Below are 22,752 nucleotides of genomic sequence, written 5' to 3'. Positions count from 1 at the left end.
GAACAGGTGATTTCAGTGGGTGCCGCAGAGCCAGTCAACAATACAACTTATTTAAGCCATGACCTGTGTGAACATAATCATGTGACAGGAGACACGCCTGAAGCGATGACAGCAATTTACCAAGAACAGATCAATATAGTTGTCGTACAACGGTCACTACCTGATGAGATCGCGCGCTATTGCCAAGCGCTCATCGAGTGCCAGCCTCATTTTAATCTGCGCTCAGTAATAAACCCTAAGACCGCAGAAGCATCACTCAAATCCTCACTACCGAACGTGTCGGGCCACACAGCATTTTTAGACGATCTCGTTTTATTAGTAGAGATGTATAGCTGCCTGTTCGAGCTTGATGAGGTAGGCCTAAGATTACAGGTGTTAGATCGTGCTATGTGCCCTCGCTTTCATATAGATAAATTAGGCTGTCGCCTCGTTAGCACTTATCAAGGACCGGGCACCGAATGGCTGCGCAATAGTGATGTGGATCGTAGCAAACTCGGAGCAGGTAACATGGGATTAAGCGATGATGCCTCAGGTCTATACTCCCAAGCAGTTGACATTCAACAAGTAAACACAGGTGATATTGTTCTTCTAAAGGGCGAAGGTTGGTATGGCAATGAAGGGTTAGGAGCCGTTCATCGATCTCCTGCGGTAAAGCAAGGTGAGAAACGCGTCGTGCTCACAATGGATTTTGCCTGAGTAAAGATAACCCACTGCGCCCACTAGGCGATGCAGTGCCATTATCATGGTTATAGGCATGGGCGGATAAATACAACCGCCCCCTCTTTTAAAGATTAAAAATAAACGGCCTATAAAAAGTTAAGGGGGATTTTTAAATATTGCATCCCGTTACTTTCAGCTTTAGGGAGCTCCCCTGCTCGGATATTCACTTGAACAGAGGGAAACAGGAGTTGCGGCGCCTCTAAGGTTTTATCACGGCGATTACGTGCACGAATAAATGCCGCTTGGTCCACTTTATCATTTAAGTTCATATTGGTTTAGACCAGATCATTTTTCGGGCCAATAAAAATAATCTATATAGACGGAATAACCAGGTCAGGCATTAATGGACAAAGGCGTAGCGCCTTAAAACTGCACAATTAAACAGCAACACAATCAGACACTTCTGTGCGATCTCCCTAAATCTTTATACATTTCGCTTTCACAGCTTATGCTCTATATTGAAGTTGTAATTATAGTTTTAGGGACAATAAAATAATGAAAACAAGTCTATTCCATAGCATTAGGTTTAAATTATCGACCGCTATGGTCGTCCTCATGGTAGCCATAGTATTGATTACCTGTTCAGCAAAATTACTCACCGATGAACTAAAAGCAGGGATCAATCGCTTTGGTACAAACTACTTACCCGCGATGTCCGCCATACTTAATGCCGATAGGGATCTCTATCAAGCAAAAGAAGCAGAATTAAACTACCTACTGGGCACACGCGATAAGTCGGTAAAAGATAGTTTTGAAGAGAATGCGCAGCAAGCATTTGACCGTATGAACCAATACAGAGAGTTGATGCGGGCATACCCTGATATTATGGGTCAGTTAAATACATTTGATACCGCATTTAATGATTGGAAGGTAAAAGCAGATAAAGTATTCGACTTAGTTGATAGTGGACGCCTAGACGCAGCTCAGCGTTTGAGCAGTGAAGAAACCAACCCTGCATTTCAACACCTCCGTGATCTCTATAACCTGGCAGGGGAAGAGCTCGATACCAAATCACATAATAAACGCGTGGAATTGGCCGAAAAAATTGAGGAGGTCACGCTTGGCTTAAGCCTCTTTATTCTAGTTATTTTAGTGATTGCAGGCGCCCTCACTTATTTCACACCTAAGCTGTTGGTTAATAGCATCACAAGATTAACCGCCAATATTAAAGAGATCAGCCAAGGTAATGGTGACCTGACACTACGCATAAACTCCGAACGTAAGGATGAGTTAGGTGAACTCGCCAATGCGTTTGATAATTTTATTGCCAATTTAGAAACACTGATCACAGATATTCGTCAGCGAGCATCACTTATGAATGCCGACTCGAAGTCCCTACAAGACTCGGCCAACAGCAGCATGGATATCGTCAATAAACAAAGCCATGGTGTTGAGATGATCGCCTCTGCTGTATACGAGTTCAATACAGCGATACGAGAAGTTGCGGAGCATGCACAGCAAACGTCGTCAGAATCAGCTAAAACGGTTGAGATCAGCCGTCAAGGCCGGAGCATTATTGATGACTCCGTCATCCAAATTCAACACTTGTCACGCTCAGTATCCAATGCCGAAGAGGTCATTTCAAAACTTGCATTAGAATCTGAAAACATCGCCTCGGTGTTGGACGTGATTAGGGGAATAGCCGATCAAACAAACCTGCTTGCCCTAAACGCAGCTATTGAAGCAGCGCGCGCGGGAGACCATGGACGTGGCTTTGCGGTGGTATCCGATGAGGTGAGATCACTTGCCAGTAAAACCCAAGCCTCCACTGAAGAGATCCAATCAATGATTGAGCGACTTCAATCGGGTGTCAGTCAGGCGGTGTCATCCATTAGAGATGGATCTTCACAAGTCTCGACGTCTGTGGAGTTAGTAGAAAGCACACAAGATATTTTAAATAACATTGGGGGCTCAGCGAACCAAGTGAATGATATGGCGACACAGATTGCCACCGCAACCGAGCAACAAAGCCAAGTCACCGATGAGATCAATCAGAACTTAACCCACCTTAATGATCAAAACCAAATAGCTAAAGAGCTATCACAAAACTCATTAGGCATTGCCACTAGCTTTAAGAATATGGCTGAAGATCTGTTTAATAAAATGAAACGCTTCACCGTTAGTTAAGCGCCTAGAAAAAAAGGGGGGACAACGCCCCCCCTAAATGCAGGTCCTCAATTAACATGAGGATGGAAGCAATAAAACGTAAACATCACGCTCAGGGGTCAATCGAGGGATAACTTACAAATCACTCAAATGAGTAACCCCATCTACGCGGGCATCTCCCTCAAAACACCCACGCGCTTAACCCTTAGTTTTTCAATAAGTTTTCACGTGTCACAAAATCTAACGTGTCGTTTAAGCCTAATGAGAACTTCTCAATCATCTCATCTACTTGTGCTCGGTCAATAATGAGTGGCGGACAGAAGGCTAATGACGATCCCGCAACCGCACGGGTAATCATGCCGTGGTTTTGACACGCTTGCATAGCAAAGCCACCTACAGCCCCTCCGTTAAACGCTTCACCGCTTTGCTTATTCGCGACTAACTCAACCGCTGCGATCATCCCTTTACCCCGAATCTCACCAACTAATGGGTGATCTTGGAATTCACGGAGTCGTTTTTGCATGTAATCACCGATTTCAGCAGCATGCGTAAAAATGTTATCACGCTCGTAGATCTCTAATGTTTTCAGCGCAACAGCACATGAGACTGGATGGCCTGAATAGGTATAGCCATGTCCAAACACGCCCACTTGGGCGCTCGGTTCAATCATCGCTTCATACATATCACCCTTAATGACCGCCGCACTAATGGGCATGTAAGCAGACGATAGCTGTTTAGCTAATGTCATCATATCGGGCTTTTCAATATTCATGGTGGTACAGCCGAAATCGTTACCCGTACGACCAAAGCCCGTTATCACCTCGTCCGCCCAAAATAAAATATCGTACTTATTAAGAATCGCCTGAATTTTTTCGTAATAACCTGCGGGCGGCACGATAACACCACTGGCACCCGTAATCGGTTCAGCGATAAAGGCTGCAATGGTATCTGCCCCCTCTTTTAAAATAAGCTGCTCTAGATTATGGGTAATGCGATCAACAAACTCCGCTTCGGATTCACCCGCCAAGGCACCACGGTAGTAATGGGGTGCATCCGTACGCAAAATACCTAATGCCTCAAATGGAAGGTCAAAGTGGGTATGGTTAGGTACTAAACCTGTCAAAGAGGCTGAAGCTACCGTCACTCCATGATAGGCACGATCACGGGCAATAATCTTAAACTTTTCAGGTTTACCGATGGCATTAAAATAGTAACGCAGCATTTTTATATGGCTATCATTCGCATCACTACCTGAGTTGCCAAAGAACACTTTTGCGTTTTCAACTGGCACCATGGAAGTTAACTTATCAGCTAAGTCCATACCCACCTGATGCGTTTTACCACCAAACATATGGGAGAATGAGAGTTTCCCCACCTGCTCATTAACCGTCTCAATTAACTCACGGTTGTTGTAGCCTAAAGAGGTACACCACAAACCAGCTAGCGCCTCGAAATACTGCTTACCCTGATTATCATAAACGTAAGCACCGTCACCACGCTCTAGTGTCAGAGTTTCTGTCGCTTTGAGGTTTGTTGTAGGATAAATAATTGTGCTCATAAAATGCCCCTTATAGACCGCCCATGCAGATATATTTAGTTTCTAGATAATCATCTAAGCCATATTTTGAACCTTCACGCCCTTGGCCAGACTCTTTAACGCCACCGAATGGAATAATCTCGGAGCTGATCATGGTTTCATTCACACCCACCATGCCGTACTCAATACCTTCAGATACTCGCCAGATCCGCCCAAGGTCGTTGGTATAAACATAAGATGCCAAACCAAACTCTGTATCATTAGCCATCGCTATCGCCTCCTCCTCAGTATCAAACTTGAAGATCGGCGCCACAGGACCAAAGATCTCTTCCTTAAATAAGCGCATGGCCTGTGTGACATGGGTTAATACCGTTGGCTCGTAGAAGTGTGAACCCTGATTACTGACCTTTCCGCCGGTAACAACATGAGCCCCTTCCGCCACAGCCGCTAAAACTTTGGCGTGAATTTCAGTGGCCGCTTTTTCAGTAATAACAGGACCGTGGGTTGATGCTTCATCCAATCCATTCCCCAGTTGAAACTGATTGACGGCGGCAGAGAACCGCTCAACAAACGCATCGTAAACCCCTGCCTGCACTAAAAAACGATTAGCACAGATACAGGTTTGCCCTGAGTTACGGTATTTAGAAACCAAGGCACCTGCGACCGCCTTTTCAAGGTCGGCATCATCAAAAATAATAACGGGGGCATTGCCGCCCAATTCCATTGAGGTGCGTTTTACTGTGTCGGCACATTGTTTCATTAACAATTTACCCACCCCAGTGGAGCCGGTGAATGTTACTTTTTTAACAACGGGATTTGAGGTCATCTCTCCACCGACAGCCGGAGCATCAAGCGTAGGCAGTACACTAAATAAGCCAGCAGGTACACCTGCACGTTCTGCCAGTTCGACTAACGCCAAGGCAGATAAAGGTGTCTCCGCAGCGGGTTTCAACACCATGGCACAGCCCACCGCTAACGCTGGTGCAACTTTTCGTGTAATCATGGCGTTAGGGAAGTTCCACGGCGTAATTGCAGCAACAACACCTACCGGTTGTTTGATCACAATACTTCTGCGATCCGCAGTCGATGGCAACACATCGCCATAAACACGTTTACCCTCTTCTGCAAACCACTTCAAAAATGAAGCGCCATAAAGCACCTCTCCACGCGATTCAAAAAGCGGTTTTCCCTGCTCCGCAGTCATAATCACAGCGAGGTCTTCTTGATGATCCAGAATCAACTGATACCAACGCTCTAACACCTCTGAACGCGTTTTAGCGGGTACTTGCTTCCATGTCTGCATCGCTTTGTCTGCCGCGGCAATGGCTCTTTTTGTTTCGTGAACACCAACACTCGCCACGTCGGAGATCACGTCACCTGTCGCTGGGTTAATAACGGAAAACGTCTGCCCTTGATCAGCATCAACCCAAGCGCCATCGATATAGGCTTTGTTTTTTAACAGGGATGGATCCTTTAAATTCAGTGTCATTTCTTATTCTCCTGCATACGCTCTATGCGTTATGTCGTCGTACATAGCTATTTATAGATTGCATATACTTTTGCTTATATAATTATTTATAAAAGCTTATATTTGTATTTATAAATGTATAAAAGGTTATTATGGGACGTAAAAAAGCAGCGCTCTCTGGGCAACTCGCTGATATGGATCTAAAGCTTCTGAGGGTTTTTAAAGCCGTCGTTGAAGCGGGTGGGTTTACCCCTGCTGAGATCCAACTCAATCTTGCTAACTCAACCATATCCAATTACATCTCCGATCTTGAAAAGCGCCTTGATATGCGCCTTTGCGAGCGGGGCCGCGCGGGCTTTTCATTAACAGAACATGGACAGTCGGTTTACCGTGCAACCTTGGAACTGCTTAATGCTGTCGAGCAATTTAAGAACAGTATTAACCGCTCTCATAACCGGATTATGGGTGATCTACATCTGGGTTTTGCCGAGCATATGCTGGGCGCCCATAAATCGTGCATCGTTAAAGCACTCGCGCTGTTTTCAACACAGGCGCCTGAGGTTAATATCCGCATCAGCACGATGGGTGCAGATGAGGTTATCTCATCCTTACTTGACCATAAGGTTGATATTGGTATCACCGTAATGAGTCAGACCTACTCTGAGCTATCTAGCCTGAAACTCTTCGACGAGGAGATGCTTCTCTATTGCGCAGAAAGCCACCCCTTGTATGAACAGGCCGAAACCGTAAGTTATGACCAACTACGTCACTACCGCTTTGTCGAATCACCTCGCCTACTACCTGGCCGTGAAGTGCACCCTGATAGTCAACAATGGAATACTCAAGCAAAAGCTCACCATCAGGAAGCCCGTGCGTCCCTGATTCTCAGCGGTCATTATCTTGGCTTTCTCCCCAGCCATTTAGTAACAAGCTGGAACTTAGATAAACAACTCAAACCGTTGTTGGCTGATCGTTATGGTTATAGCAACACCTTTAAAGCCTTATGGCGAAGCAGCCAAAGTAAGCAGATTATTATTAAGCTCTTCCGGCAGTGCCTTAACGAATCACTGATGTGATTCGTTGTCACGTACGACAAAAACAGAACACGCGGCATGGCGTACCACCCGCTCCGCATTAGAGCCAATAAAGTAGCTACTAATCCCCGGCTTCTTTGCCATCATCACGATGGCGTCGTTTTTTAGTTCTAATGCCACCTCAAGAATCTGATCATGGGCGGTCCCTCTTCGGCAGTGCGTTTTAACCACCACGTTGTCAGGCACATCCACCAGTAGTTGTGACATTTCACTCAAGGCTTCCTCTTTGTGCAGCGCTAAATTGCTCTGTTCAAAGTTAGGATAGGCCGCGCGATGAACAAAGCTTTGATCAACATAAAGTAGATGAACCGTCGCAGGCTGCCCTGCCGTCAAGGCTATTGCCACATTAGCGAGTTCAACAGCCTGACTTTTATGGGATAAATCCAGGGGTATCAGAATATTTTGGTACATGTATCCCTCCTTAGCTCATCACTTTATTAGGTAGCCACAACACAATTTCTGGAAAAACCATGCACAGAATCAAAACGGTAAGGTTGAGTACAATAAACGGTGTCACCGATTTATAGATCTCAGACATACCGATGCCTGGCGGCGCAATGCCTTTCAGGTAAAAGAGCGCAAAACCATAAGGAGGTGTTTGAACAGCAATCAAAATATTAAGTATCATTAAGACACCAAACCAGATCGGGTCATAACCCAGTGAAACCGCGATCGGTGTAAATAAAGGTGCGCACATCAGTACGATAATGAACTCATCAATGATAAATCCCAGTAACAGCATAATGAGCTGAAACATGATGATAATCATAATCGGAGGGAGGTCTAACTCAGCGGTAAAGCCTGCCACCATACTCTGAACCCCCATCAAGAGATGGAAATTACTGAATACCGATGCACCAAAAATAATCCACATCGCAACACTGACTAAGGTAGCTGTCTGGAAGCCGGCGGTCATAAACATCTCAACTTTGAAACGTTTAAACAATATCGCCAACACAATAGCACCGACCACGCCGATAGCACCTGACTCTGTCGGCGTTGCGATCCCTGTAACAATACTGCCCAATACCACCACAATAAGTAGCATCGAAAATAAACCATCACGGGCAACCCTGAATTTTTCAGCGCCTTTTAGTGTAGGAAAATCAGCGTTATCCATATCCCTTGGTGCACGGTCTGGGTAGATACGGCAACTAATGACAACGTATAGAACCATCATTACCACCGTCAGTAATGCCGGCATCATCGCCCCTAAAAACATGCGACCGACCGAGTTCTGAGTCGATGCAGCGAACATAATCATAGGGATACTGGGCGGAATAAGGATACCTAAACCACCGCCGGCCATAATAACGCCTAGCGCCAACCGCTGATTATAGCCACGCTCAAGCATTGGCCTTAAAGCAATACTGCCGGAGGTCATAATACCCGCGCCAATAATACCCACCATAGCACCAATCATAGAGCAGACGCCGATGACACTAACCGCTAGCGAGCCGCGAACACGACCAATCAACATTTGGCTGAAATTGAACATGGCGTCGCCAATCCCTGACTTGGTCAGTAACTGCCCCATATAGATATACAACGGTATAGCCAGCAGAATAAAACTGAAATAGGTCGCCTCTAACGTCGTAGGTATCACATTATAAATGCCATCCCCCCACGTCATATAACCGATCATCATCGCGATACCACCTAGGGCTAAACCAACCGGCGCACCTAAGGCGAAAAATACTAAAATACAAAACAGCAACACCAGTGTTAAGAGTTCAATTCCCATCACGGTTCTCCTCTTCAATTAACACTCGGCTTGTCACGATATAGAAAAGTTCATTGAGTAAATCACGAGACAGTTGAGCAATAAAAAGGCCAGCAGCAATGATCATCATGACCCAAAAATGGAACATTGGGGGTGCCCACTCTGTCTGACGACGATAGTCAAACTCGATAGCCTCTTCATACTTTCCAACACTGACCATGATAATAATGACAAGAAAGAAAATACCGAGCGAAAAGGAGATCAGATTGAACACTGAACGGGTTTTGTGTGAAACCTTAAGGTACAAAATATCTACATTGATATGAGCGCGTTTTTGCTGTGCATAAGCACCACCTAACGCAGCCATATAACCAAACATAAATAAAGATAGATCGAACGCCCAAACAGTTGGGCTACCCAGCGCGTAACGTGAAAAAACTTCGTATGCAACAACAAACGCCAACAAAGGCATAAGTAACGAAGCCAGTCGGCCCGCTATCATCACAATAACATCGATGAACGAGCAGAGTTTTATGAGGATTATCTCAAACATAAGGATACCTTCAACAAACAAGGGGCTCCCATCGTTTACTTGATGAAAGACCCCTTTGTTTAATCCGTGCTATTTACTGGCTTGGCTATCACGAAGAATATCGATTAGCTGTTTGCTGAATTTGTCCTGAGAAGCATACTCTTCCCATAAACCGGCACCGGCTTCTTTCCATGCGGCACGATCGGCCTCACTTGGCTCTGGGCTCCATAAAAGACCTTTCGCTTCCATTTCAGCGACCGCTTCAGATTCCCATTGACGCGATAAGCGTAATTGCTCTGCAGCATGACGTTCGGTCGCTTTTCGCACCACGACTTGAAGATCTTCAGGTAGCTTTTTCCAAGCACTGCGATTAACAATAATCGGTAATACTTGTGCACCCGCCAGCGGTAATTTATACATGTACTTGGCCACTTCCACATGGTTACCATCACGGTGGTCAATCATATTACTACCGATCGAACCGTCGATAACGCCTGTTGCCAAGCTGGTATAGATCTCACTCCAAGCTAAAGAAACCGGAGACGCCCCTAAGTGGCGAAGAAATTTACCGTATGCACCGGGTGCTCTAATTTTTAGACCTTCAAAGTCAGCAATCGAGTTGATCGGCTTTTTAGTCAAAACATAGACAGGCGGCTGAATATAAGGTTCTAACCATACTAAACCCTGGGACCCATACGCTTTAGTCAGTACCTTATCCCACCCTTTATCATGGAACAGTGCTTGAAGCTCAGCGGGATCATCTGTACCACCAGGCAAACCAATCTCTACAATACCGGCGGGTAGCTCACCTGCATGCATCGACTGAAAAGGCGCGCCCATAGTAACCAGACCCGACTTAACGGCACCCAGTAGACCCGCAGCGCCAACACCCTCACCCGAATATAGAACCTGTACTTTGATACGTCCTTCAGAACTCGTTTCAATATCTTTAGCTAAGCCCTCATAAACTGCACCAAAAGCGGTGCCTCGAGCATAAAGATTACTAAAACGCCAATTGTGCTCAGCAGCTGATAAATCAGTTGCTACAGCGGATAACCCCAACGTTACCGCAAGCGCGGAAGTGGTGAACTTTTTCTTAATATTTTTAAACATAACTCGTCCTTGTATTATTAATCATATTTATTAGTTACAAGCTCTGAACTTTTATATTTACAGATGTGAACTGTATGTTAAATCGACAAAAGTCCACTTAAAGGTTTGGAAAACTTTACGTAACACTGACAATTAATAGCAAATAAACAAACCCTATGGTTAGATTACATAGTCCAAATAGGCTCTACCGCCTATCATTAGTACACAAAACAACGCTATCTAGCTCGGTAATAGCACGCTTAGGTACATCATTATGGTTAAATTCGCGTTAGGCCAACTTGGCGACATTGAAATTAAGCAGCTTAAAATATTCAAAGCCGTTGTTGAATGTGGCGGGTTTTCCGCTGCCGAAGCCGAGCTGAATATAAGCCGCCCCACCATCAGCAACCATATTGCCGCCTTAGAAAACCGCCTTAATATTAGTTTATGTAAACGTGGACGCGCAGGCTTTTCTCTGACCGAAGAGGGACATGTTGTTTACGACCAAACCGTTCAATTATTAGAACGTATGGAGCTATTCAGAAATACCCTCAATAATTTAGGGGAACATCCTGCGGGCAACTTAAAGATTGCACTAAGTGACACATTAAGTACGGATGATCGTTGTAAGCTGCCTGAAATTTATCGTGAATTTCATATGCAAGCGCCGGAAGTGCAACTTCATGTAGAAGTACAACACATGAAAGTAATGGAACAGATGGTGATGAACAACCAAATTGATATAGCGATTATCCCCTACCACCGAAAGTTTGCCAGCCTCAACTATATCCACCTATTTAGTGATCAACATTACATTTACTGTGGCAACCAACACCCATTATTTACAATGGAAGAGAAAGAGATCACTGAACAGGTGATCAACCAATACAAATTGATCCATGCGGGTTTAACCCCCCATGATGAGGTTTACCACCAGTTAGCGCAGATGAACCTCAGTGCAAGCTCCTATCATTACGAGGCTAGGGTTTCGCTTCTATTATCAGGATGCTACATCGGTTTTCTGCCTGAAGCGGTTGCACTGCCCTATGTAAAAAAAGGGGAACTCAAACCCGTTGCCACATCCTGCCGACATTTCCGTTTAGGCATGGCTGTCATCAGTAAAATTTCGACACAACCCAATCGGGCACGGGAACTCTTTTTAAATGTTATAAGAAACTGCCACAAAGATGCTGAAATGGCCCCACCCTATTAACGCGCAAAACGTAGCCTATTAACAATTTTTAGCAAAAAAAAACCGGAGCCCCTTAGGGGTCCGGTTAAGCAATTTGCTTTAATGACAAGAGCCTTGTGCTTGGAGCATCCAAATCGATTCTCCGCTTCCAACGTATAGCGTTGAGGCCTGAACACAACGCTAACGTGGAATGCACACACGCGTATGCAATATTACTAAAGCACGACGGCACAACTTGTGAGGGGAGCCTGCCGTCTGACGTGTTAAGATAGATAATATACGAATGAGAATGATTTGCAACACTATTTGCAATAATTATTTATAAGCGTCTCTATCCATGAATATCCCTTACCTTAAACCCCGCCCATAAAAAAAGCCGGACCTAAAGGTCCGGCTTATCGGTTTAAACTGAATTGGTGAGCACTTTTCAGTTTAAGACATTGATAATCGAGGGGGAGTATCAATGTTCGCTAAATTAACCATGTGAGCGATAGTTAATTCAGCAAGCTAAAGCAGTGTTGTGAGGTGAGGTCGTCCACTGCTTATCACTTATGAGCGAGTTCGATATTATTGCAATTGAGAATGATTTGCAACACTATTTACAATAAATTTATTCCCTTACCTATTAAGCATTCAACCTTATCCATACAATCTGTACACTCGCTACTCCAATACGGTACAACCCCACATAACCTTAAAGGCTTTAACGAGCACAGCAGACCTTATGCACGCTAAAAAACTACAAGCTGACGTTCTTTTATTACTTGTCGCCATTATTTGGGGGTTTGCTTTTGTTGCGCAGCGTTTAGGCCTCGAACTGCTTGGGCCTTTTGGTTTTAATACCTTACGTTTTTTGCTCGGCGCACTCTCCCTCCTACCTTTACTTTTTTTCTTTAAAGCCCCAGCAGATCATTGCCATAAACGTTTATTCGTCAGTGGATTAATGGCGGGGGGCGTACTTTTTGCCGGTGCCTCGTTTCAACAAGCGGGGCTCGTTTATACCACCGCAGGCAATGCGGGTTTTATTACAGGCCTTTATATTATTTTTGTCCCATTGCTTGGGTTGTGGTTCGGCCAGCAAACCAATATAAATACGTGGATCGGTGGTAGCCTAGCGGTGATTGGACTCTATCTATTAAGTTTTCACCAACTCACTCAGGTCAACCAAGGGGATGTGTTGGAAATCTGTGGAGCACTTTGCTGGGCTGCCCATGTACTATTAATTGCTAAACTCGCTCCCAAGGTTGATAACCTACGCTTAGCCATTACCCAGTTTTTAGTCTGTGCTGCACTGAGCGCTCTTGTTGCACTTATTTTAGAAACTGAACAATTAACGCTACACAATGCTCTTAACTCATGGGCACCAATCGCTTATGCTGGCCTCATTTCTGTTGGGATTGCTTATACCCTACAAATTGTAGCGCAGAAGCATTCGCCACCGGCGCACGCCGCAATTATTATGAGTTTAGAAGCGGTCGCCGCCGCCTTTGGCGGTTGGCTAATCCTCAATGAAGGCTTTACCCTGTTTGGCCTGTTAGGCTGCAGTTTAATGCTGTTGGGTATGCTGTTATCACAACTACCCTCGTTATATAAAAGAGATAAACACCATGTCTAAATTAGCCAATATCCCTACGAATATCATTACCGGCTTCCTTGGTGTAGGAAAAACAACAGCAATCAACTCACTGTTAGCCCAAAAACCTGCCGATGAAACATGGGCGATCTTAGTGAACGAGTTTGGGCAGATTGGTATTGATCAAGCGGTCATGGAGAACCAGACTGAAGGGGTCGCTATTAAAGAGCTGGCGGGCGGATGTATCTGCTGCGCGTTAGGCCCAGCGTTAACATCCACTCTTGCGCTCTTACTGCGCCGATCAAAACCGGACCGTTTACTGATTGAACCTACAGGAATTGGTCATCCAGCGGGCATTATTGATACGTTGCAAAATGACAATTTCAAAGAGGTTTTAGATCTGCGTTCGGTTATTTGCTTACTTGACCCTAGGGCCTTAGATAACCCTGAAGTGATCAGTAACCCAACCTTCCAAGACCAGATTAATTTAGCCGATGTTATCGTGCTCAATAAAATTGATTTAGCCAGCGAGGCACAAACCTCATTCGCGGAGGAACGATCGAACAGCTTATTCCCACCGAAACAAGCGGTGGTCAAAAGCATCGCTGGGCAGATATCACTTAGTCTGCTTGATCTTATTCGAAAAGATGAGTGTCAGGCCCTGTTTCCAGACGCGCATACAATCCCTGATCAAGCCGAACACCCAACCGCGCCCCAAGCTCAACCGCTGTTCCAGCTTCAACCTAAAGCGGGTCTCCCTTTATCTAAAGAAGGGAGTAACCACGGCCTTTATAGTTGCGGCTGGGTGTTTAATAAAAGCGATATTTTCATCGCCGACAAACTCATCCCCTACTTACAAAGCCTACCTAACATTCAGCGAATTAAAGGGGTTTTTCATACTCAAGAGGGATGGGTGCTATATAATCAGGCGATCCATGAGACCACGGTATCCCCTATCACTTACCGTCGCGACTCCCGTGTAGAGATAATCACAACCCGTGCATTTGAAAAAGATGAGATCCAACAAAAGCTAATTAACTGCCTGCATATTTCTACGCAGTAAAGTTGAACCCTTTATGCGACAATTTGTCACTTCTCTTACACTCCATTCACTCAGTAAAATATAGCAGCACTCGGGACAGGTTATATAATGAATCAAACCAAGGGTAAGCGCCCTCATCTCCTTCAAGTGGTGATTATACTCGCAATCATCCTCGGCTTAGGTTCCATCATATATGTACCCAAGTTACTGCAAAATACACCCCCACAAACGCGTATTTTACAGTCAACACCCGAATGCGAACTAACCCAATCATTCTGTGAAGCCCGTGATAACCTGAGCGCAATTAGTCTTAAAATTAACAATCAGGCGATTAGCGCAGCCACCCCTTTAACCTTTGAGGTGAAGCTTGAAAATATTGCGGCGGATCAAGTGATGTTAGATTTAAAAGGGCGAGACATGTTCATGGGGCTCAATCAAGTTATGCTGAGTAAAGTCGCGGGACAGGATGACCTATGGCAAGGTGAAGTGGTCCTAGGCGTGTGTACTACCGGTAAAATGACGTGGGTAACATCGGTTATTACCGAGCATCAAGGTAGATTAACCCAAGCCGATTTTTTCTTCGACGCCCAATAAAATACGCGTTTAAATGATGTTAAGTATAGGTAACCCATAGTGAAAACCCTCCGTAACCTTCTTTTACTCACCGCCGTTATGCTAGCGGGTGTTGTAATAGCGTTTTATTTCCGTCCTCAACCCATTGAAGATAGAGTCGCCCTAGGCGAGCAGCTTGGTGGTAACTTCACACTGCAATCGGCTAAAGGCGAAATAAAACTTGAAGACTTCAAAGGCAAAGTGGTTCTGTTTTTTATCGGTTACGCCTCCTGCCCCGATATATGCCCTACCGCTCTGTCCGTCGCTGCCCAAGGTTTAAATAACCTGTCTGAAGATGAACAAAAACAGGTGGTGGGTATTTTTATGAGCGTTGATCCCGACCGGGATTCAACGGAAAAACTTGCCAAATATACCCATTATTTCCATGATAATTTCTACGGCGCGACGGCAGATAGAGCCACAATAGACCACGTGGTAAAACAGTATGGTGCCTTTTACCGCATGGTTGATTTAGAAAACTCAGTCATGGGTTATGCTGTAGATCATTCATCAAAACTGTATCTCATTGGCCCTGATGGCAAGCTTGCAAAAGTCCTCGCCCATGCAACCAATCCTAATAAGCTCACGTCCGAAATTCGTAATTTACTGTAAAGGAACCCATTCATAATGAATACGCGAATTAAACAACTAGGCTTAACCGCCCTATTAGGCCTAACGGCAATGAGTGCCGCTGCAGAGGTGACGGTTGAAAATGCTTATGTCCGTGCTATCCCGCCCGGCCAGATGATGAGCGCTTCATTTATGATCCTTAAAAACGATGCACCAGAATCGGTTTCGCTTATTGCGGGTCGTTCATCGATAGCAAAAAGCGTGGAGCTGCACACCCATACAAATAATGACGGTGTGATGCAGATGCGCCAAGTGGATAAAGTGGATATCCCCGCTAACGGCACCGCAACGCTTCAGCCCGGTGGTTTTCATATAATGCTGATTGGTTTAAATAAAGACCTAATCGAAGGGCAAGAGGTTGACCTAACCTTGGACTTTTCCGATGGCAGCTCACACGTGTTGACACTCCCCGTGAAAAAAGTCATGAGCGGTATGATGCACCACGCGTCTGAAAACATGCCTAAAAACGAACATGAGCATATGCACCACAATTAATCAGCTATCCAATACTGACACATGTAAAAAAGCCCTGAAAATACAGGGCTTTTTTTGTGCACAGGGCTTAAAGGTTGCCGCTCAACTTACATGTTGAGTGAGCACCTGCTCTATCGCTTGGACCAGTACATTATTTTTAGCCTCATCGAGCCCATCAGGGTGTGGCGACGAGAATTGACCTATATCGTTATCATAATAATCACCGGAATGCGCTTCAAACCCTGCATTCAAGGCTAAATCGGTAAGAATTTTAGCGCCTATTCCAATATCATGGCCTGGCACACCAAAATTATCTTTAACCATTTTACTGCCCAACATTGACCCCGGATTAACGGCGATAATAACGGGCATTCCTAGATCTTTAGCCAACGCACGCGACCACATGGTAATACCTAGTTTGCTTTGTGCGTAGGCAGCAAAGTCTTCTGCTAGCTTGGTGTTACCGGCCAATGCATCTAAGTCTACCGGCGATTGAGCGGCCGATGAGAGGTTAATAACCCTGCTATTAGGCCCCAGTAAAGGTAGCAAGCGTTGGGTCAGTCGATAGGGTGCTATAGTATTCACCGCAAAGCGTATATCTAGCCCATCATCGGTCATGGCGTTCGGCGCCCGAAAGACACCTGCATTATTGATCAATACATCCAAGGCTTGATGGTCCGCTTGTACGGCATCAGCCAAAGCATCAACACACTCAATACTCGACAGGTCGGCAACATAACTACCGAGATGACAGTCAGGTCCGACCTCTGCTAAAAGGCTCTGTTTTGTCGCATCTAATTTCGCCGAATTACGGCCATGCAGTAAGACATGGTGCCCTTGAGCCAACAACATCCGCGCCGTTTCAAGGCCAATCCCGTCAGTAGAACCCGTGATAAGAATCGTTTTTTGCATAATAAGAGCCTTCCAGTAAAGAAGCGAGTACTAGGGATGAGCTTGACTCGCAGTAGCCACCCCACAGTCGTTGTTGTTTAAAAGCCTTCTAATACAATCTTACCGATTGAGCGGCCCGACTCTAAGGTTTCATGTGCAAGCTTTAAGTTAGTCGCATTAATCTTACCTAAGTGCTTACCTATGGTCGTTTTAATGTTTCCTTGATCAACCAGATTGGCAACCGCCGTCAATAAACGGCCCTGCTCAAACATATCATCTGCTTGGAACATCGAGCGAGCGTACATAAACTCAATGTGCAAAGATAAGCTTTTAGGTTTCATTTTCATCACATCAAGCGGTGTGGCTGGATCATCTATCATCGCTATTTTACCAAACGGTTTAAGTAGCTCGATATAAGTCTCAAAATAAGATCCCGTGCTATTCAAGCTCGCCACATGGGACACCTGACCCACGCCCAGCGCTTCAATCTGCGGGCCTAACGGCTGCGTATGATCAATAACATAATCCGCACCTAAGGTTTTAACCCATGCTTGAGAGCTTTCACGGGATGCTGTACCTATTACTGTCGCACCCGTTAATGTTTTTGCTAACTGAATGAGGATAGAGCCAACACCACCCGCTGCACCAATCACCAGAATCACATCGTTAGACGTATCTGTAGAGCCCACAGGTAGTTGAACGATATTAAGGTGCTCAAATAACAATTCCCATGCGGTAATGGTGGTAAGAGGTAATGCGGCTGCTTCAGCATCGGATAAGCTTTTAGGCTTATGACCCACTAAACGCTCATCCACTAATTGATATTCAGCATTACTGCCTTGGCAGTTTAAATCACCAGCATAATATACAACGTCACCCGCTTTAAACTCAGTTACTAACTCACCTGTGGCAACAACTTCACCGACCGCATCCCAGCCAATCACTTTGTAGCTATCATCCGCGGAAGGGACATTAGCACGAATTTTACAATCAACAGGATTGACCGCGATCGCTTTGATTTTAACAAGAAGGTCTTTACCCGTTGCAATCGGTTGCGCCAACTCAATATCGGTTAAGGATGCCGCATCAGTAATCGGTAAGTTTTTAATATAGCCAATAGCTTTCATCTGTTGTTTCTCCACGTCACCCCTTAGGGGATATCATTCGGTTAAATCTACCGGCACATCAAAAGACGCCGTTAGATTGAAATCACTGGAAACAAGTGTAGGCCTTGATTAATCACCATTAAACAGCATAATAATTTAATCATTATCAAATAGTATTTGAGAATATGCTTTTACAAGATCTGAATGTTGTCCTTAAAGTCGCTGAGTTTGGCAGTATTACTGCCGCTGCCACACACCTCGATATGCGCATAGCAACAGCCAGCGCAGCGTTAAAGCGGGTAGAAGCATCACTGGGCGTAGAGCTTTTTGTACGCACCACCCGCAGTTTGCGTCTATCCAACGCGGGGGAGAAATATCTACCTCAGTGCGAACAGGCGATGGGACTACTTGAACTCGCACGACAAAATGTAAAAGGTGATCTTGATATTATTGATGGGGAGCTACGCATCGCGATTCCATCAGATCTAGGCCGCAACCTCATAACCCCATGGCTGGATGAGTTTATGGATACTTATCCCGACCTAAGCATCCGTACCAATATCAGTGACAGTAATGTTGATTTTTACCGCGACTCGGTTGATATGGCGCTGCGCTACGGATCACCGGAAGATAGTAACCTCTATGGGTTCAAAATTTGTAATGTACCCGGATTATTATGTGCCACTACAGCTTATTTAAAGGAGTATGGCGAGCCTACCCATCCCCATGACTTAGTGTCTCATAATGGACTTTTTTACCAATTAAACGATGTCATTCATAACGTTTGGACATTCCATGACCACAAAAATAATTACAAAATTAAGATGAGTGGAAACCGAGCGTCCAATGATGGTGAACTTGTCCGCCGCTGGTGTTTAGCTGGGAAAGGGATCGCCGTTAAATCGTGCCTAGATATATCAGATGATTTACTCAATGACCGTGTTGTTAATGTCATGCCTAGCTTTAAACCTAGAGAGACTGAGTTATGGTTAGTGTGTCCAACCCGCCAGTCAATAACCCCTGCAGTACGTCTACTACGGGATAAGATGAGAGAGAAGTGTGCTGCGTTATTAAAGCAATTAATAGAGAAAGGTGTGCTTGATAAACGGGTATTACAAAAAAATAATGGTAGAGAAAACGGCACGTCCAATAGCTGCCATATCTCTTCATCTAACCATTAACACGGCTAAGGCGTAAGCTTAAACTCTGCTTTAGATAAGGCCCCTCGCCCCGTCTGCTTGAGCAGCGCATCTACTAACATAGCCATACGCTCAGGCAACCCCTGATCCAGCAGTTCATGCACGGTCATCAATACATTGTTTTGAAAAAGATCACTGGCGCTCATATTAGAGGCGATATTATCTGCACTAAAATGAAAGCGGTGCCCCGCAGCAACAGAAAGAATCCATTCAAACGCCTGGGGACGTACTTCAACCTTTTCAAACTCGGCCTGCTCTTCTGCACTACGCCCATCAGGTTTATACCAGTAACCAAAATCCACCAACTGTCGACGCTTTTCACCTGCCACACACCAGTGTGAAATTTCATGCAGCGCACTGGCATAAAAACCATGGGCAAAAATAACACGGTGATGGGGATGTTCTTGATCTGCAGGGAGATAGATAGGTTCATCGTCCCCTTTAATTAAAACCGTATTGAAGGGCCCTTGAAACAATTGATTAAATAGGCCAATTAACGCGTCTATACTCGGTTCTTGTTCGCAATATGCTTGCACTAACACTTTACCTTAATACTCAACCACATAGGGCTGCCACATATTCTCTTTTAACCACCATGCCTCACCGGTAATACGGTTAATTCGAGCAGCAACATAGCCCTTAGCATCACCATCGGCCCGCAGTAAAACAACCTCGTACTCAGCGGTTCCCGTGGCACTACTCTCTTCTAATAAATTCCATTTACCTTGATCTGCCAACCACGCTTCGCCTGTATAGCGATGGTAACGAATGAGAATCCACTCTTCCTTACCCGTATAGGCTGAGGTAATCCGAAATGAACCGTCTTGTACCTGACTACTCAGCTCATTGGCCATCATCGTAATCTGATCTAACACCCCATTAAATGAATCGGGGGTCGCTTGTTGTACCGCCGCCTGTTCAGGCTGCGCAGTAAAAGCGCCTTGAAGGTCGGTTTTCAAGCTTTGTAATTGCAACGACAACGCTTGGTTCTGCTGTTGTAGCTGAGCCGCTTGAGACTTAATTTGCAGTAAATGATCTTGCACTGCAGTTAAACGATTACCGACAACATCAATCTTCTCGCTCGCATTAGCACCTAACACGGACGACTCGGCTGGTTTTTTACTATTGGGCTTGGCCGTATCGGAAGACTGTGTACTATCCACGGCTGTCTCATTAGCGGGATCCGTTTTTACGCCCGCGGCATTACACGCGGTAAGCCCCATGACAACTAGAGATAATACAGATGTTCTAAGCATGCTCTTAAATGGTTTCACGGACTATCCCCTGAAGCAGATCTGAATTATTTCACTTGGCGGCTATTTAAACAAAAATGGAGAGATTCTGCTATTTTTCAATGACAACGCCCAACATAAAAAAGCCCCTTTTTAACATTTAAAAAGGGGCTTCATCTTACCTTACCGGTCAGAGCTTAAGATTCTATTTTAGCGTAATCCGCAATGCCCGGGTTACCACCAACATTTTTCAAGATAGGCGTGTTTAATTTATCAATCCGTGCAACTTGCTTATCACGTAAATGATCAGCCACCACATCCCAAATTATCGGGCCTTCAGATTGGGCCCCTACGGTTGCCCAGCCAGACACCGTGTAGGTTTTATTGGCATCAATCCGCTCACCATTATCCAACGTCATTTCACTAATACGTTTACCTATAGGCTGCATAGGATCACAGATATAGTCAAATCCACCAACACGTACCATATCACCACCTGACTGTAGGTATGGCTCGGGGTTAAAGATATTATCTGCAACATCTTCCAGAATTAACTTAAGTTCAGACCCTTTCATCGGCCTTACATAGGTCTCTGGGTAGGTCAGACAGGTCTGGTCCAATACATGCTCCATAGTAATCTTCTGCCCTTCGAGCACAGAGGTTCCCCATCGGAAGCCTGGAGATAATGAGATTTGTGCGTTATTCACATCCATTAAAGCATTACAGATCAATTGATCAAATGTCCCGTTAAAATTACCTCGACGGAACATCACTTCATCCGCTAAAGCTAATTCCTCAGTCAACCAGCCTAGGTGAGGCGCCCGAATATCCTCGATTAATTTAGCCATGCTCGGGTCTGCGGGTAAAACTTCAGAGAAGATCGGCATCAATCGGTAGTTATAGCTATGTACTTTGCCGTTGCGAAGATCGAGGTCCATAACGCCGAGGAACTTACCATTTGAGCCCACATTGCATACCAGCGTTTGTCCCGTAGCATTTTTTACGGTTGTCGGCTGCGGCATACCATCATGGGTATGCCCACCTAGAATGACATCGATACCCGACACCCGACTTGCCATCGCCACGTCCACATCCATACCGTTATGTGACAGCACAATAACCGCATCGACACGCTCTTCCGTCCGAATCTTATCTACGAGGGCCTGCATCTCGTTATCATAAATATCGAACGTCCAGTCAGGAATAAAACGTGCGGGGTTCGCAATCTTCGTTCTAGGGAAGGCCTGGCCGATAATAGCAACACGTGCGCCCCCCATCTCTTTTATTGAGTAAGGTTTAAATACATGCCCACTATCTTCATCAAAAATATACTCATCGGCGCCGTCAAAAAGTGCATCTTCCGTCACAAACACATTGTTCGCTAGAAACTCACCGTTAAACGCTTTGATGTTATTCAGAATCTCCTCTTGGTGATAGGTAAATTCCCAATGACCGGTCATAAAATCAACACCCAGCTCATTAGTTGCGTTCACCATATCCATACCCCGCGTTTTAAAAGCGGTACCTGAGCCCTGCCAAGTATCTCCCCCATCTAACAGCAGTGTACTTTCTGAGCCGTAATCTTGGCGTAAGCGGTCAACTAAGGTTTTAAGGTGGGCAAAACCACCCACTTTACCGTAACGACTCGCCGCATCACCAAAATTTAAATAGGTGAACGCATGTGCTTCAAGGGAGTCTGATCGAATACCAAAATGACGTAGTAATTTATCACCAACAAGGTGCGGGGCTTGGCCATATGCTTTACCAATACCTAAATTAACATTCGGCTCACGAAAATAGACAGGCAGTAACTGGGCATGACAGTCAGTCATATGTAGAAGGCGAACATTGCCACTTTTAGGAATTTCATAAAGGTCAGAAGGCTGCTTTTGTGCGGCAAAGCCTGCGGCGGGTAGCACTCCTGCAGCCCCAGCCATACCTAACAAACGAGCAAATTCACGGCGTGTCATCGACATAGATAATCACCTCTTTTTGAGGAAAAAAAACCCGCTGCGTTAAACGTCAGCAGGTATTTTTAAAAGCACATTATGAAAGAGCATACAGGTTGTATGTACTCTCAAACCTAGTCCGGTTTTCCCCTATTGAGGAACGGCAAGGTACCAATTGGCCTGCGCATAATGATACTGTTGGATACCCATACGCGCGTGATATTTAGCTTGTGCCGCTAGATTAAGCGCTTTACGGTACTCACCCTTATCAATCGCAGTTTGAGCATTGGTTAAAATACCTCGGGTCAGCTTCCACTCGTAACCTAATTTAGCGACCTCAGCATTTTTGGCCTTAGCTTTCGCCAACAACGCCTCAGCATTAGCCTTAGTCGCTTTGACAGCCGCCTCGGCTTCCTCTTCGTGCATCGTTGTGTACTGCTTACCCTGCCATGTAAATGTATGATTTTTACCATACATCGCACGGTTCATCTCAAACGCATCCTTAAAGCTTTCAGCCGCCGCAAATGTTGGCGCAAGCGCCAGAACAGCAGCAATAATTAAACCTTTATTCATGTTGCCA

23 protein-coding genes are annotated in these 22,752 nt (G+C 45.2%); 10 read left to right on the top strand and 13 right to left on the bottom strand.

Translation table 11 applies throughout. The features are described 5' to 3' along the window. The first annotated feature begins 6 nt into the window (after nt 1-6). Nucleotides 7-696, top strand: a complete 690-nt coding sequence (locus A3773_RS09605) for a DUF1826 domain-containing protein (RefSeq protein WP_231902179.1) — start codon at nt 7-9, stop codon at nt 694-696. Nucleotides 697-806: 110 nt separating this feature from the next. On the opposite strand, the gene A3773_RS09600 is transcribed toward A3773_RS09605, so the two are convergent. Beyond that, a complete protein-coding gene (locus A3773_RS09600) occupies nt 807-989 on the bottom strand; it encodes a hypothetical protein (RefSeq protein WP_067985437.1) in 183 nt (60 codons plus the stop codon). Nucleotides 990-1,215: 226 nt separating this feature from the next. Between A3773_RS09600 and A3773_RS09595 the strand changes: the two genes are divergently transcribed. Next, nucleotides 1,216-2,847, top strand: a complete 1,632-nt coding sequence (locus A3773_RS09595; protein WP_075109528.1) for a methyl-accepting chemotaxis protein — start codon at nt 1,216-1,218, stop codon at nt 2,845-2,847. 184 nt (nt 2,848-3,031) lie between these two features. Here the strand turns inward: A3773_RS09595 and A3773_RS09590 are convergent, their stop codons facing one another. Together A3773_RS09590 and A3773_RS09585 are read right to left on the bottom strand one after the other, a co-directional pair. Beyond that, complete coding sequence (locus tag A3773_RS09590; protein WP_067985433.1) at nt 3,032-4,384, bottom strand: aminotransferase; 1,353 nt, start codon at nt 4,382-4,384, stop codon at nt 3,032-3,034. 10 nt (nt 4,385-4,394) lie between these two features. Continuing rightward, entirely contained in the window at nt 4,395-5,852 is a 1,458-nt protein-coding gene (locus A3773_RS09585; RefSeq protein ID WP_067985431.1) for an NAD-dependent succinate-semialdehyde dehydrogenase, read from the bottom strand. 131 nt (nt 5,853-5,983) lie between these two features. On the opposite strand from A3773_RS09585, the gene A3773_RS09580 reads away from it, so the two are divergent. Further along, the gene (locus A3773_RS09580) at nt 5,984-6,907 is read left to right on the top strand and encodes a LysR family transcriptional regulator (protein WP_067985429.1); all 924 of its coding nucleotides are present in this window, start codon (nt 5,984-5,986) and stop codon (nt 6,905-6,907) included. On the opposite strand, the gene A3773_RS09575 is transcribed toward A3773_RS09580, so the two are convergent. The 4 genes from A3773_RS09575 to A3773_RS09560 form a co-directional block, all read right to left on the bottom strand. Beyond that, nucleotides 6,896-7,336 carry a universal stress protein gene (locus A3773_RS09575; protein ID WP_067985428.1) on the bottom strand — a complete coding sequence of 147 codons (441 nt, stop codon included), beginning with the start codon at nt 7,334-7,336 and terminating at the stop codon, nt 6,896-6,898. The genes A3773_RS09580 and A3773_RS09575 overlap by 12 nt on opposite strands. 10 nt (nt 7,337-7,346) lie before the next feature. Then, on the bottom strand, nt 7,347-8,669 hold the full coding sequence (locus A3773_RS09570) for a TRAP transporter large permease (RefSeq protein ID WP_067985425.1): 1,323 nt from the start codon (nt 8,667-8,669) through the stop codon (nt 7,347-7,349). Further along, nucleotides 8,659-9,201 carry a TRAP transporter small permease subunit gene (locus tag A3773_RS09565; protein ID WP_067985648.1) on the bottom strand — a complete coding sequence of 181 codons (543 nt, stop codon included), beginning with the start codon at nt 9,199-9,201 and terminating at the stop codon, nt 8,659-8,661. The genes A3773_RS09570 and A3773_RS09565 overlap by 11 nt, the downstream gene beginning before the upstream one ends. 69 nt (nt 9,202-9,270) lie before the next feature. Continuing rightward, nucleotides 9,271-10,293, bottom strand: coding sequence for a TRAP transporter substrate-binding protein (locus A3773_RS09560; protein ID WP_067985423.1), 1,023 nt, complete (start codon nt 10,291-10,293; stop codon nt 9,271-9,273). A gap of 253 nt (nt 10,294-10,546) precedes the next feature. Here A3773_RS09560 and A3773_RS09555 point away from each other — a divergent pair, with 253 nt between their 5' ends. The 6 genes from A3773_RS09555 to A3773_RS09530 all read left to right on the top strand — a co-directional run bounded on the left by A3773_RS09555 (nt 10,547) and on the right by A3773_RS09530 (nt 15,816). After that, nucleotides 10,547-11,485: a LysR family transcriptional regulator gene (locus A3773_RS09555; protein ID WP_067985420.1), complete on the top strand. Its 939-nt coding sequence runs from the start codon at nt 10,547-10,549 to the stop codon at nt 11,483-11,485. A 703-nt stretch (nt 11,486-12,188) separates the two neighbouring features. Next, nucleotides 12,189-13,079 (top strand): DMT family transporter, encoded by an 891-nt coding sequence (locus A3773_RS09550; protein WP_067985418.1) that lies wholly within the window; start codon nt 12,189-12,191, stop codon nt 13,077-13,079. After that, complete coding sequence (locus A3773_RS09545; RefSeq protein ID WP_067985416.1) at nt 13,072-14,100, top strand: CobW family GTP-binding protein; 1,029 nt, start codon at nt 13,072-13,074, stop codon at nt 14,098-14,100. The genes A3773_RS09550 and A3773_RS09545 overlap by 8 nt, the downstream gene beginning before the upstream one ends. Before the next feature lie 87 nt (nt 14,101-14,187). Further along, the gene (locus A3773_RS09540; RefSeq protein ID WP_067985414.1) at nt 14,188-14,673 is read left to right on the top strand and encodes a hypothetical protein; all 486 of its coding nucleotides are present in this window, start codon (nt 14,188-14,190) and stop codon (nt 14,671-14,673) included. A 39-nt stretch (nt 14,674-14,712) separates the two neighbouring features. Continuing rightward, the gene (locus A3773_RS09535; RefSeq protein ID WP_067985412.1) at nt 14,713-15,303 is read left to right on the top strand and encodes an SCO family protein; all 591 of its coding nucleotides are present in this window, start codon (nt 14,713-14,715) and stop codon (nt 15,301-15,303) included. A gap of 15 nt (nt 15,304-15,318) precedes the next feature. Continuing rightward, nucleotides 15,319-15,816: a copper chaperone PCu(A)C gene (locus A3773_RS09530; RefSeq protein ID WP_067985410.1), complete on the top strand. Its 498-nt coding sequence runs from the start codon at nt 15,319-15,321 to the stop codon at nt 15,814-15,816. Between the two features lie 81 nt (nt 15,817-15,897). Here A3773_RS09530 and A3773_RS09525 read toward each other — a convergent pair whose 3' ends face one another. Together A3773_RS09525 and A3773_RS09520 are read right to left on the bottom strand one after the other, a co-directional pair. Beyond that, complete coding sequence (locus A3773_RS09525) at nt 15,898-16,707, bottom strand: SDR family NAD(P)-dependent oxidoreductase (protein ID WP_067985408.1); 810 nt, start codon at nt 16,705-16,707, stop codon at nt 15,898-15,900. A gap of 77 nt (nt 16,708-16,784) precedes the next feature. Then, the gene (locus A3773_RS09520; protein ID WP_067985647.1) at nt 16,785-17,813 is read right to left on the bottom strand and encodes a zinc-binding alcohol dehydrogenase family protein; all 1,029 of its coding nucleotides are present in this window, start codon (nt 17,811-17,813) and stop codon (nt 16,785-16,787) included. 164 nt (nt 17,814-17,977) lie between these two features. Here A3773_RS09520 and A3773_RS09515 point away from each other — a divergent pair, with 164 nt between their 5' ends. Further along, nucleotides 17,978-18,973 carry a LysR family transcriptional regulator gene (locus tag A3773_RS09515; protein ID WP_082800594.1) on the top strand — a complete coding sequence of 332 codons (996 nt, stop codon included), beginning with the start codon at nt 17,978-17,980 and terminating at the stop codon, nt 18,971-18,973. Nucleotides 18,974-18,978: 5 nt separating this feature from the next. Here the strand turns inward: A3773_RS09515 and A3773_RS09510 are convergent, their stop codons facing one another. The 4 genes from A3773_RS09510 to A3773_RS09495 all read right to left on the bottom strand — a co-directional run bounded on the left by A3773_RS09510 (nt 18,979) and on the right by A3773_RS09495 (nt 22,745). Further along, on the bottom strand, nt 18,979-19,527 hold the full coding sequence (locus A3773_RS09510) for an elongation factor P hydroxylase (RefSeq protein WP_082800593.1): 549 nt from the start codon (nt 19,525-19,527) through the stop codon (nt 18,979-18,981). A 12-nt stretch (nt 19,528-19,539) separates the two neighbouring features. Further along, nucleotides 19,540-20,265 carry a hypothetical protein gene (locus A3773_RS09505; RefSeq protein ID WP_156473492.1) on the bottom strand — a complete coding sequence of 242 codons (726 nt, stop codon included), beginning with the start codon at nt 20,263-20,265 and terminating at the stop codon, nt 19,540-19,542. A 155-nt stretch (nt 20,266-20,420) separates the two neighbouring features. After that, nucleotides 20,421-22,199 (bottom strand): thiosulfohydrolase SoxB, encoded by a 1,779-nt coding sequence (gene soxB, locus A3773_RS09500; protein WP_067985403.1) that lies wholly within the window; start codon nt 22,197-22,199, stop codon nt 20,421-20,423. Between the two features lie 123 nt (nt 22,200-22,322). Beyond that, entirely contained in the window at nt 22,323-22,745 is a 423-nt protein-coding gene (locus A3773_RS09495; RefSeq protein ID WP_067985401.1) for a SoxAX-binding protein, read from the bottom strand. Nucleotides 22,746-22,752 lie beyond the last annotated feature (7 nt).

Origin of the sequence: Neptuniibacter pectenicola (assembly GCF_001597735.1) — a bacterium.
GTDB classification, from domain to species: Bacteria; Pseudomonadota; Gammaproteobacteria; order Pseudomonadales; family Balneatricaceae; genus Neptuniibacter; species Neptuniibacter pectenicola.
This window is presented reverse-complemented; position numbering and strand designations above follow the sequence as displayed.